Source organism: Vibrio sp. 2130-1 (assembly GCF_033339515.1).
In genome coordinates this window covers 96053-108562 of sequence record NZ_JAWOUT010000012.1, presented here as the reverse complement: position 1 = coordinate 108562, position 12510 = coordinate 96053, and the positions used below count along the sequence as shown (strand labels likewise).

Genomic DNA, 12510 nt, shown 5'->3' with positions numbered 1-12510 from the left:
TTTATGGTGAGGCGACAAGCTTTGTTATTGTAACTAAATTTGCTTTTGAGGGTAGGGTGGCTAGCATCGATATTAGGGTTCGAGATACACTGTAAAGACCTAAATGATATCAAGGTGCCAGATGTCAAAAACGTTGTTGTATCAACTAGGTTGCACTCTTTCGTCTGATTCCATCGAGAGGTTATTTAGGTTTACATGCGCTAGAAATTGGAAGTAATAATGAATAACTTAAAGCTAGAACAGATTCTTAATGACAAACTGTCACCGCAGTTAATTAAAGATTACGCACCAAATGGGTTACAGGTAGAAGGGAAATCGGCGGTAAAGCGTGTTATCACTGGCGTAACCGCCTCTCAAGCCTTAATCGATAAAGCGATTGAGCTTAATGCAGACGCATTGCTTGTTCATCATGGCTATTTTTGGAAAGGTGAGCCTGAGCCAATTCGTGGCATGAAAGGTAAACGAATTCGTAGTCTGATCAAAAACGATATCAACTTATATGGTTATCACCTTCCTCTAGATATTCATCCAGAGCTAGGCAACAACGCTGAATTAGCTCGCTTACTTGAAATCGAAGTAGAAGGGGGGCTTGAAGGGCACCCTCAGTCAGTTGCTATGTTTGGGCGCTTGAAAAAGCCGATGTCTGGTGTTGAATTTGCGAGTAAGATCAACCAAGTTCTTGATAGAGAGCCTCTGCATATCGCTCCAGAGAATACCGATAAGATGATTGAGACAGTCGGCTGGTGCACTGGTGGAGGGCAGGATTTCATTGAACTTGCTGTACAGCACGGGCTGGATGCATTTATCTCTGGAGAAATTTCAGAGCGCACCACTTATACCGCTCGTGAAATGGACATTCATTACTATGCTGCAGGTCATCATGCTACTGAGCGTTATGGTGTTCAGGCTTTAGGCAAATGGCTAGCGGATGAATATGGCCTACATGTGGAGTTTATCGATATTGATAATCCGGTTTAGCGTTCTCCATTAATAACGTTAAACGCAAAAAAGAAAAAAGGGTTGAGACGAAAATCTCAACCCTTTTGTTTTTCTATCTTCGTACTAAAAGATCATTCACGTTCGTGAAGTGGAGAAAACTCACGTTGTGTTTCGCCAGTGTATAGCTGACGAGGACGACCGATGCGGTTCAGTGGATCGCTGTGCATTTCGTTCCAGTGAGCAATCCAGCCGATGGTACGAGAAATCGCGAAGATAACCGTAAACATAGAAACTGGAATACCAATCGCTTTAAGAATGATACCTGAGTAGAAGTCTACGTTCGGGTACAGCTTCTTAGACACGAAGTACTCATCAGAAAGCGCAATGCGCTCAAGTTCCATTGCAACGTCTAGCAGAGGGTCTTGAATGTTTAGCTCTTTGAGAACTTCATGACACGTTTCGCGCATTACTGTCGCACGTGGGTCGTAGTTCTTGTAAACGCGGTGACCAAAGCCCATTAAGCGGAATGGGTCATCTTTGTCTTTCGCGCGGTCTACATATTCAGGGATGTTATCGACGCTGCCAATCTCTTCTAGCATTCTCAAGCAGGCTTCGTTTGCACCACCGTGAGCAGGTCCCCAAAGGGATGCAATACCAGCGGCAATACATGCAAATGGGTTCGCACCAGAAGAGCCAGCTAGACGAACAGTTGATGTCGACGCATTCTGTTCGTGATCCGCGTGTAGAGTGAAAATCTTATCCATCGCACGGGCAACCACAGGATTTACTTCATACTCTTCGCAAGGGTTTGCGAACATCATATGCAAGAAGTTCTCTGCGTAGCTAAGGTCGTTACGAGGGTAAATAAATGGCTGACCGATAGAGTATTTGTAACACATCGCCGCCAGTGTTGGCATTTTTGACAGCAGACGGTACGCTGCAATTTCGCGGTGTTCGTCGTTGTTAATGTCAAGAGAGTCGTGATAGAAGGCTGCAAGTGCTCCAACTACACCACACATTACCGCCATTGGGTGAGCATCGCGTCGGAAGCCATGGAAAAAGCTTGCGATTTGCTCGTGTACCATTGTGTGACGAGTAACGGTCGTTTTGAATTGCTCGTATTGTTCTCGGGTAGGGGCTTCACCATAAAGAAGGATGTAACATACTTCTAAGTAATCTGCGTTATTGGCTAATTGATCAATCGGGAAACCGCGGTGCAAAAGAATACCTTTGCCGCCATCGATGTACGTGATTGATGATTCACAAGATGCAGTGGCAAGAAAACCTGGGTCAAAAGTAAAGTAACCATTGGCTCCCAGCTTACGAACGTCAATTACAGGTGTACCTAGCGTACCGTCCATAATTGGCAGTTCGATTGGCGCTTGACCTTCAACATGAAGGGTCGCTTTCTTATCCGCCATAACAATCTCCTTTGTTTATTATTTAATCCGTCCAGGATGTTTATGTGCCATTTTTGTACTGTTGTTAAAGCTTAAAGTCAATTTTTCTCCATCTTTGTGTGCACTTGTTATGATTTTTCTCATGAAAATCGTTAAAAATCTGTTCTATGTAGCATAATTTGTTACACCAATTGTATTAGAATGTTGCTCGCCGTATATTGGCAAAGAAAATTTTAGTTAAATCCTTATAAATTCGGGGCTAGAAACAAAGTGTGAGGTTTGTTGCTGGATTCCGTTTGTTAACAAATTGTTTACAATTATCTGGGTGGTTACTCGCGATATTTGTTAAATAGATGTTAACTTTTGTACGTTTGGAAGCTGAAATTGGTTATAACAATAAATGCTCAATGGAGCTGAGTGAGCAAGCCCGTGAAAGAAAGAAAGTCAAGACCTGTTAATTTAGATTTACAGACCATCCACTTTCCTATCACAGCAATCGCATCCATCCTACACCGTGTGTCTGGGGTAATTACGTTTGTTGCGGTGGGTATATTACTGTGGTTACTATCCATTTCTCTGTCATCCCCAATGGGTTTTATGGAAGCCGCTGACATCGTCGATAGCTTCTTCGTAAAATTCATCCTGTGGGGAATTCTTACTGCACTTGCCTACCACATCGCAGGTGGTATCCGTCACTTATTGATGGATCTAGGTCACTTTGAAGAACTAGATTCAGGCACGATGAGCGCTAAAGTCGCGTTTGGTGCAACAGCAGTATTATCATTATTGGCGGGGATCTTGGTATGGTAAAACACGTATCTTCATTTGGTCGTAATGGTGTACACGATTTCCTACTAATTCGTGCAACTGCAATCATTATGACGCTATACACGATTTATCTGATTAGCTTCTGTGCATTTTCAGATATCTCTTACGCATCTTGGACCCAATTCTTTGGTGGTACCTTCACTAAAGTATTCACCATGTTGGCACTTGTCTCGATCCTGATTCACGCTTGGGTTGGTTTGTGGCAGGTATTAACTGATTACATTAAGTGCGCGAAACTACGTGGCGCACTACAACTTGGTGTTATTGCCGTGCTATTCGGCTATGTCTTCTCTGGTCTATTTATTCTGTGGGGTGCGTAAGTGTCTATTCCAGTTCGTGAGTTTGATGCCGTAGTAATCGGCGCTGGTGGTGCAGGTATGCGCGCTGCACTACAAATTTCAGAACAAGGCCTATCATGTGCTTTGTTGTCAAAAGTATTTCCAACACGTTCTCATACTGTGTCTGCACAGGGTGGCATTACTGTTGCTCTGGGTAACTCGCACAAAGACGATTGGCAATGGCACATGTACGATACCGTTAAAGGTTCCGACTACATCGGTGACCAGAACGCGATTGAATACATGTGTAAAAATGGTCCTGAGTCAGTTATCGAGCTTGAAAAAATGGGTCTTCCATTCTCTCGTTTTGATAACGGTACCATCTACCAACGTCCATTCGGTGGTCAATCTAAAGAGTTTGGTGGTGAGCAGGCTGCTCGTACAGCCGCTGCTGCAGACCGTACTGGTCACGCACTTCTTCACACGCTTTACCAGCAAAACGTAAAACACAAAACAACCATCTTCTCGGAGTGGTACGCTTTGGATCTTGTGAAAAACCAAGACGGCGCAATCATGGGTTGTACTGCGATTTGTATGGAAACGGGTGAAATCTGTTACTTCAAATCAAAAGCAACCATTCTAGCTACAGGTGGTGCAGGTCGTATTTACGCATCGACCACTAACGCGCACATCAACACGGGTGATGGCGTTGGTATGGCACTTCGCGCAGGCGTTCCAATGCAAGACATGGAAATGTGGCAGTTCCACCCAACAGGTATTGCTGGCGCGGGTGTTCTAGTGACGGAAGGTTGTCGTGGTGAAGGTGGTTACCTTCTAAATAAAGATGGTGAACGCTTCATGGAGCGCTACGCACCAAACGCGAAAGACCTTGCTGGTCGTGACGTGGTTGCTCGTTCAATGATGATTGAAATTCGTGAAGGCCGCGGCTGTGATGGTCCTTGGGGTCCACATATCAAGTTGAAACTTGATCACCTTGGTAAAGAAGTACTTGAATCACGTCTACCAGGTATCTGTGAACTGTCTCGTACATTTGCACACGTTGACCCTGTGAAAGAGCCAATTCCAGTAATTCCAACTTGTCACTACATGATGGGTGGTGTACCTACTCAAGTCTCTGGCCAAGCAATTAAGCAGAAGGCCGACGGTAGCGAGATGGAAGTACAAGGCCTTTACGCATGTGGTGAGATTGCTTCTGTATCGGTACACGGTGCTAACCGTCTGGGCGGCAACTCATTACTAGACTTGGTCGTCTTTGGTCGTGCTACTGGCTTGCACCTTGGCGAAACGCTAGCAGCGCAAGCGGAAGCTCGTCCTGCAACAGAATCTGATATTGAAGCGTCTCTAGCGCGTACTATGCGTTGGGAAAACAGCACTGGTGGTGAAGATCCAGTTCAGATTCGTAAAGACCTACAAGCATGCATGCAAAACAGCTTCTCGGTATTCCGTGAAGGCGATGCGATGGCAACCGGTCTAGAAGAGTTGAAAGTGATTCGCGAACGTTTGAAAGACGCGCATCTAGCGGACAAGTCTTCAGAGTTCAACACGCAGCGTATCGAGTGTCTAGAACTTGATAACCTGATGGAAACCGCGTTTTCAACTGCCGTTGCAGCGAACTACCGTACAGAGAGTCGTGGCGCACATGCTCGTTTCGATTTCCCTGAGCGTGATGATGAGAACTGGCTATGCCACTCTATCTACAATCCGGAAACAGAAGCGATGACTAAGCGTGATGTGAACATGACGCCAACGCATCGTGAAGCTTTCCCGCCGAAAGTACGTACATACTAAAGGGAGGATACGACTATGAAATTAAACTTCTCTTTATACCGTTACAATCCGGATGTGGATACTAAGCCTTACATGAAAGAGTATACCCTTGAGGTAGACGAAGGCTCAGACATGATGGTGCTTGATGCATTGATTCTGCTAAAAGAGCAAGATCCAAGCATCGCGTTCCGTCGCTCATGCCGTGAAGGGGTATGTGGTTCTGATGGTTTGAATATGAATGGTAAAAACGGCCTAGCGTGTATCACACCGTTATCTGCTCTACAAGGCGATAAGATAGTTATTCGTCCACTACCAGGGTTACCTGTCGTGCGCGATCTTATCGTTGACATGACGCAGTTCTATGATAACTATGCGAAAGTTAAACCATTCTTGATTGATGATGGTGCATTACCACCATCACGTGAGAATCTACAATCGCCTGATGACCGTGCGCATTTAGATGGATTGTACGAATGTATCATGTGTGCATGTTGTACAACGTCTTGCCCATCATTCTGGTGGAACCCTGATAAATTCATCGGCCCAGCTGGTCTTCTCGCAGCGTACCGTTGGCTAATTGATAGCCGCGATACGGCAACAGATGAACGTTTGTCTGATCTTGATGATGCATTTAGCGTTTTTCGTTGCCATGGCATCATGAATTGTGTAAGTGTTTGTCCTAAGGGATTAAATCCGACGAAAGCCATCGGTCACATTAAGTCGATGTTGGTTAATCGTTCGGTTTAATTTACTCGCTCTTAGGAATGTCGCAGTGTTGCGGATCACCCGATATGACCGCTTCACTGCTTCAGTAATATTCGAGTAAAGAATACAAAAATTGCCGACCGTATTTTTAGTCGGCTCTTATAGCTCGGCAAAGACCGAAGCAAACGTGAAAACTACTGGTTAAGGGAAAATATGCACAACGGCGTGATGAAGGCATGGCTCGAGTCTTCACACTTGGCTGGCGCCAATGCAACGTATGTAGAGGACCTCTACGAACTGTATCTAAGTGATCCCGATCTGGTAAGTGAGGAGTGGAAACGTGTTTTTGAAGGCTTGCCTAAGCCATCAGAAGAAGTGGCAGAACAACCACATTCACGTGTCCGTGACTACTTCCGACGACTCGCTAGAGAAACAAAGCATTACAATGTCCAAGTTAGTGACCCAGATGTCGATGCAAAACAAGTAAAAGTTCTACAGCTAATCAACGCATACCGTTTCCGCGGGCATGAAGCTGCAGAATTAGACCCACTAGGTCTATGGCAACGCCCAACCGTGGCGGAGTTAGACCCTGCTTTTCATAATCTTACCGAAGATGACTTCGAAGAAACTTTCAACGTAGGTTCTTTTGCTGTTGGGCAAGAAACCATGAAGTTGAAAGATATCTATGAAGCCCTCAACAAAACTTATTGCGGTTCCATCGGTGCTGAATACATGCACATGACTGACACAGAGCAAAAGCGTTGGATTCAGCAACGCCTTGAGTCTGTCGTAGGCCAGCCATCATTCAACAAAGATGAGAAGCGCACATTCCTAGAAGAGCTAACAGCCGCTGAAGGTTTGGAGCGTTACCTCGGGGCGAAATTCCCAGGTGCAAAACGTTTCTCTTTAGAAGGTGGTGATGCGTTGATTCCGATGACGAAAGAGTTGATTCGTCATGCGGGTACAAGTGGAATGCGTGAAGTGGTTATCGGTATGGCTCACCGCGGTCGTTTGAACATGCTGGTGAACGTACTTGGTAAGAAACCTCAAGACCTGTTTGATGAGTTCGCCGGTAAACACGACGAAACTTGGGGTACGGGTGATGTGAAATATCACCAAGGTTTCTCTGCTGATTTTGCGACTCCAGGCGGTGATGTTCACTTAGCGCTTGCATTTAACCCATCGCACCTAGAAATCGTAAACCCGGTAGTCATGGGCTCAGTTCGAGCACGTCAAGACCGCTTGGGTGATAATCAAGGTAGCAAAGTGCTTCCTATCACCATCCACGGTGATTCTGCAATCGCTGGTCAGGGTGTGGTTGCCGAAACGTTCAACATGTCTCTTGCTCGTGGGTTCCAAGTTGGTGGTACGGTGCGTATCGTCATCAACAACCAAGTAGGCTTTACGACGTCTAATCCTCGTGACACGCGTTCTACGATGTACTGTACCGATATCGCGAAGATGGTGCAGGCGCCAATTTTCCATGTAAATGCAGATGACCCAGAAGCAGTTGCTTTTGTTACTCGCATTGCATTGGATTACCGTAACGAGTTCAAGCGCGATGTCGTGATCGATCTTGTATGTTACCGTCGCCACGGCCACAATGAGGCGGATGAGCCAAATGCGACTCAGCCTTTGATGTACCAGAAAATCAAAAAGCATCCTACACCACGCAAATTGTATGCAGATGTTCTGATCGACAAAAATGAGTCAGATATCGAGACAGCGACTCAGTTAGTCAATGAGTATCGCGATGCATTGGATCGCGGTGAAGTGGTTGTTAAAGAATGGCGTCCAATGGCGTTGCACTCTGTAGACTGGTCCCCTTACTTAGGGCACGAATGGGATATGGAGTGGGATTCAAAATACGACAAGACACGCCTTATTGAGCTAGGCAATCGTCTGTGTCAGTACCCAGAAAGCCATAAACTGCAAAGCCGTGTTAATAAGCTATACAACGATCGTCTAGCAATGATGACCGGTGAAAAAGCTATTGACTGGGGTATGGCTGAAACATTGGCGTATGCTACATTGGTTGACGATGGCAAGCGTATTCGTCTTTCTGGTCAGGACTCGGGGCGTGGTACTTTCTTCCACCGTCACTCGGTTCTTCATAACCAAACCGATGCAAGCACTTACATTCCATTAGCGAATATTCATGACAACCAAGGACCATTCCAAGTCTTTGACTCAGTATTGTCAGAAGAAGCTGTGTTGGCGTTTGAATACGGTTACGCAACAGCCGAACCAGGTGGTTTAACTATCTGGGAAGCACAGTTTGGTGATTTTGCCAACGGTGCACAAGTTGTTATCGACCAGTTTATCTCGTCAGGCGAGCAAAAGTGGGCGCGTTTGTGCGGTCTTACTATGCTTCTACCTCATGGTTATGAAGGTCAAGGTCCTGAGCACTCATCTGCACGTTTAGAGCGTTACCTTCAGCTTTGTGCTGAGCAAAATATGCAGGTTGTGGTTCCTTCAACACCGGCTCAGGTGTACCACATGATTCGTCGTCAGGTTGTACGCCCAATGCGTCGACCTCTCATTGTTATGTCGCCGAAATCTTTGCTGCGCCACCCTCTATGTACTTCAACGATTGAAGACTTGGCGGATGGTACATTCCAATCTGCAATTCCAGAAGTAGATGATTTAGAACCAAGCAAAGTGAAACGTGTCGTGTTCTGTGCTGGTAAGGTTTACTTTGATCTACTAGAGCAGCGCCGTAACAACGAGCAAGACGATGTTGCTATCGTGCGTATTGAACAGCTTTACCCATTCCCAATGGAAGAAGTACAAGCAGCAATTGCTCAATACACTAACGTTGAAGACTTCGTGTGGTGTCAGGAAGAACCTCAGAACCAAGGTGCTTGGTACTGTAGCCAACATAACTTCCGTGCCGCTATTCCTGCAGGTGCAAATCTTAAATACGCAGGTCGCCCAGCTTCTGCTTCGCCAGCAGTTGGCTACATGTCGGTGCACTTGAAACAACAAAAAGCGTTGGTTGAAGACGCTCTGAACGTGAACTCAAAAACTTCGAATTAAGAACTAGAAGTTAAAGGAAGAAACAGATATGACAATTGAAATTCTGGTTCCAGATTTACCTGAATCAGTTGCTGATGCAACCGTAGCGACATGGCACAAACAACCAGGCGACGCAGTAGAGCGTGACGAGGTTTTGGTTGACATCGAAACAGACAAAGTTGTGCTAGAAGTTCCAGCTCCGGAAGCTGGCGTTTTAGAAGCTATTGTTGAAGCAGAAGGTGCGACAGTACTTTCTAAACAAATTATTGCTAAATTGAAGCCAGGCGCAGTTGCAGGTGAACCAACTGCAGACAAAACAGAAGGTACTGAAGCATCTCCTGATAAGCGTCACAAAGCTGCGCTTAGCGAAGAAAGTAATGACGCACTAAGCCCAGCAGTGCGCCGTTTATTGGCTGAACATGGCTTAGAAGCAAGCCAAGTGAAAGGCACTGGTGTTGGTGGTCGTATTACGCGCGAAGATATTGAAGCGCATCTTGCGAACGCTAAATCTACGTCAAAAGAAGACTCGCCAGCAGTGGTTGACGTACCAGCAGCAGCTCGTAGTCAGAAACGTGTTCCAATGACTCGCCTTCGTAAGACAGTTGCTAACCGTTTGCTAGAAGCGAAGAACAACACGGCAATGCTAACGACGTTTAACGAAGTGAACATGAAACCAATCATGGACCTTCGTAAGCAGTACAAAGATCAGTTCGAAGAGCGTCACGGTATTCGTTTGGGCTTCATGTCTTTCTACGTGAAAGCAGTAACAGAAGCGCTTAAGCGTTACCCAGAAGTAAATGCTTCGATTGATGGCGATGACATTGTTTACCACAACTATTTCGACATTAGCATGGCGGTATCAACGCCACGTGGTCTAGTTACACCTGTCCTAAAAGACTGTGACAAGCTTGGTTTCGCTGATGTTGAAAAAGGCATCAAAGAACTGGCTATCAAAGGTCGTGATGGCAAGCTAACGGTAGACGAGCTAATGGGCGGTAACTTCACTATCACAAACGGTGGTGTGTTCGGTTCACTAATGTCTACACCAATCATCAACCCACCTCAATCAGCGATTCTTGGTATGCATAAGATCCAAGAGCGTCCGATGGCAGTGGATGGCAAAGTTGAAATCTTGCCGATGATGTACCTAGCGTTATCTTACGATCACCGCCTAATTGACGGTCGTGAATCAGTTGGTTTCCTAGTAACGATTAAAGAGTTACTAGAGGACCCAGCACGTCTCCTATTAGACGTTTAATATCGCTAAAACGTCTAGTTATCGTAGGTAGCTAGACGTTAAAAATTTCAATGGCTAGACTAGCTCAACGTTTGGCCTTCATTTGAATCCTTCAGTATGAGAACTCATGATGAAGGATTGATTTGAGAAGACCCTACAGACGTACAAGCAGCCAAGACTGCAGCGTTATGGAAATAATAAATCCCTTAAGGGAAAAACAAACGGAATATCGAAATGAATTTGCATGAATACCAAGCCAAACAGCTGTTTGCAGAATTCGGTTTGCCTGTGCCAGAAGGCTACGCGTGTGATACACCACAAGAAGCTTTTGAAGCCGCAGGCCGTATCAGTACAGCCAAGAAAGTAGTTAAATGTCAGGTTCACGCTGGTGGCCGTGGTAAAGCGGGTGGCGTAGAGCTACACGATACAAAAGAAGGCGTTAAAGAGTTTGCACAGAAGTGGTTAGGTAAAAACCTAGTAACTTACCAAACAGACGCAAATGGTCAGCCAGTAACAAAAATCCTTGTTGAAGAAGCTTCAAATATTGCGAACGAACTATACCTAGGTGCGGTAGTTGACCGTGCTAGCCGTAAGATCGTTTTCATGGCTTCTACCGAAGGTGGTGTGGAAATTGAAAAAGTTGCGGAAGAAACGCCGGAACTCATCCACAAAGCAGCAATTGACCCACTAGTAGGTCCACAAGCTTACCAAGGTCGTGAGCTAGCGTTCAAACTTGGTCTTGAAGGCGACCAAATCAAACAATTCGTTAAGATCTTTATGGGTCTTGGCACTATGTTTTCTCAGTACGATCTTGCTCTGCTAGAGATCAACCCACTTGTGATTACTGGCGAAGGCAACTTGCTATGTCTTGACGGTAAGATCAACATCGACTCAAACGCACTGTATCGTCAGCCTAAGCTTCGTGAAATGCACGATCCTTCACAAGAAGATGAGCGTGAAGCACACGCAGCTCAGTGGGAGCTGAACTACGTAGCACTAGACGGTAACGTTGGCTGTATGGTTAACGGTGCAGGCCTAGCAATGGGTACGATGGATATCGTAAACCTACACGGCGGCAAACCAGCTAACTTCTTAGATGTAGGTGGCGGCGCGACGAAAGAGCGTGTTGCTGAAGCATTCAAGATCATCCTATCTGATGACAATGTGAAAGCGGTACTTGTTAACATCTTTGGTGGTATTGTACGTTGTGACATGATCGCAGAAGGTATTATCGGTGCGGTTAAAGAGGTAGGCGTAAGCGTACCTGTTGTTGTTCGTCTTGAAGGTACTAACGCTGACCTAGGTCGCGAAGTTCTTGCTAATTCTGATGTTGATATCATTGCTGCTGAGTCGCTAACTGATGCTGCTCAGAAAGTTGTTGCTGCTGCGGAGGCTAAATAATGTCTGTATTAATTAACAAAGACACTAAAGTAATCTGTCAGGGGTTCACTGGTGGTCAAGGTACTTTCCACTCAGAGCAAGCTATCGCATACGGTACGCAAATGGTTGGTGGTGTGTCTCCAGGTAAAGGCGGCCAAACTCACCTAGGTCTTCCTGTATTCAACACAGTTCGCGAAGCAGTAGAAGCGACTGGTGCAACAGCGACAGTCATCTACGTACCAGCTCCTTTCTGTAAAGATGCAATCCTAGAAGCGATTGACGCGGGTATCGAGCTAATCGTAACGATTACTGAAGGTATCCCTACTACAGATATGATCGACGTGAAAGTGAAGCTAGAAGAAACTGGCGTTCGCATGATTGGTCCTAACTGTCCGGGCGTTATCACTCCTGATGAGTGTAAGATCGGTATCATGCCTGGTCACATCCACAAGAAAGGCAAAGTAGGTATTGTATCTCGTAGCGGTACTCTAACTTACGAAGCAGTTAAACAAACCACTGACGAAGGTTTCGGCCAGTCTACTTGTGTTGGTATCGGTGGTGACCCAATCCCGGGTTCAAACTTCATTGATATCCTAAAACTGTTCCAAGAAGACCCTGAGACAGAAGCGATCGTTATGATCGGTGAGATCGGTGGTACTGCAGAAGAAGAAGCAGCAGCATACATTAAAGAAAATGTAACGAAGCCAGTGGTTTCTTACATTGCTGGTGTAACTGCGCCTCCTGGTAAGCGTATGGGCCATGCTGGTGCGATTATCTCTGGTGGTAAAGGTACTGCTGAAGACAAGTTCGCTGCACTAGAAGCGGCTGGCGTTAAAACTGTGAAATCTCTAGCAGAGATTGGCCAAGGTCTACGTGAAGTGACGGGTTGGTAATCGACCACACTGCTTAATAAGTATTAAAAAGCCTGCGATTTCGC

10 protein-coding genes are annotated in these 12510 nt (G+C 45.8%); 9 read left to right on the top strand and 1 reads right to left on the bottom strand.

Annotation, left to right across the window (positions count from 1 at the left end; all coding sequences use genetic code 11):
* Positions 1-219 precede the first annotated feature (219 nt).
* Positions 220-978: a Nif3-like dinuclear metal center hexameric protein gene (locus R7Q09_RS17730; RefSeq protein ID WP_130546545.1), complete on the top strand. Its 759-nt coding sequence runs from the start codon at positions 220-222 to the stop codon at positions 976-978.
* Between the two features lie 92 nt (positions 979-1070).
* On the opposite strand, the gene R7Q09_RS17725 is transcribed toward R7Q09_RS17730, so the two are convergent.
* Positions 1071-2360 carry a citrate synthase gene (locus R7Q09_RS17725; RefSeq protein ID WP_005382163.1) on the bottom strand — a complete coding sequence of 430 codons (1290 nt, stop codon included), beginning with the start codon at positions 2358-2360 and terminating at the stop codon, positions 1071-1073.
* Positions 2361-2756: 396 nt separating this feature from the next.
* Between R7Q09_RS17725 and sdhC the strand changes: the two genes are divergently transcribed.
* From sdhC to sucD, 8 genes are all read left to right on the top strand, one after another.
* Complete coding sequence (sdhC, locus tag R7Q09_RS17720) at positions 2757-3149, top strand: succinate dehydrogenase cytochrome b556 subunit (RefSeq protein ID WP_017634811.1); 393 nt, start codon at positions 2757-2759, stop codon at positions 3147-3149.
* Positions 3143-3487, top strand: a complete 345-nt coding sequence (sdhD, locus tag R7Q09_RS17715) for a succinate dehydrogenase, hydrophobic membrane anchor protein (protein ID WP_005382169.1) — start codon at positions 3143-3145, stop codon at positions 3485-3487. The genes sdhC and sdhD overlap by 7 nt, the downstream gene beginning before the upstream one ends.
* Positions 3488-5254: a succinate dehydrogenase flavoprotein subunit gene (gene sdhA / locus R7Q09_RS17710; RefSeq protein ID WP_005382172.1), complete on the top strand. Its 1767-nt coding sequence runs from the start codon at positions 3488-3490 to the stop codon at positions 5252-5254.
* A 15-nt stretch (positions 5255-5269) separates the two neighbouring features.
* On the top strand, positions 5270-5980 hold the full coding sequence (locus tag R7Q09_RS17705) for a succinate dehydrogenase iron-sulfur subunit (protein WP_005382174.1): 711 nt from the start codon (positions 5270-5272) through the stop codon (positions 5978-5980).
* Between the two features lie 171 nt (positions 5981-6151).
* Positions 6152-8977: a 2-oxoglutarate dehydrogenase E1 component gene (gene sucA, locus R7Q09_RS17700; RefSeq protein ID WP_005382176.1), complete on the top strand. Its 2826-nt coding sequence runs from the start codon at positions 6152-6154 to the stop codon at positions 8975-8977.
* 28 nt (positions 8978-9005) lie between these two features.
* The gene (odhB, locus tag R7Q09_RS17695) at positions 9006-10214 is read left to right on the top strand and encodes a 2-oxoglutarate dehydrogenase complex dihydrolipoyllysine-residue succinyltransferase (protein WP_154204757.1); all 1209 of its coding nucleotides are present in this window, start codon (positions 9006-9008) and stop codon (positions 10212-10214) included.
* A 213-nt stretch (positions 10215-10427) separates the two neighbouring features.
* Positions 10428-11594 (top strand): ADP-forming succinate--CoA ligase subunit beta, encoded by a 1167-nt coding sequence (gene sucC, locus R7Q09_RS17690; RefSeq protein ID WP_005382179.1) that lies wholly within the window; start codon positions 10428-10430, stop codon positions 11592-11594.
* Positions 11594-12466, top strand: coding sequence for a succinate--CoA ligase subunit alpha (sucD, locus tag R7Q09_RS17685; protein WP_005382181.1), 873 nt, complete (start codon positions 11594-11596; stop codon positions 12464-12466). Before sucC ends, sucD begins: the two co-directional genes overlap by 1 nt.
* Positions 12467-12510: the final 44 nt, after the last annotated feature.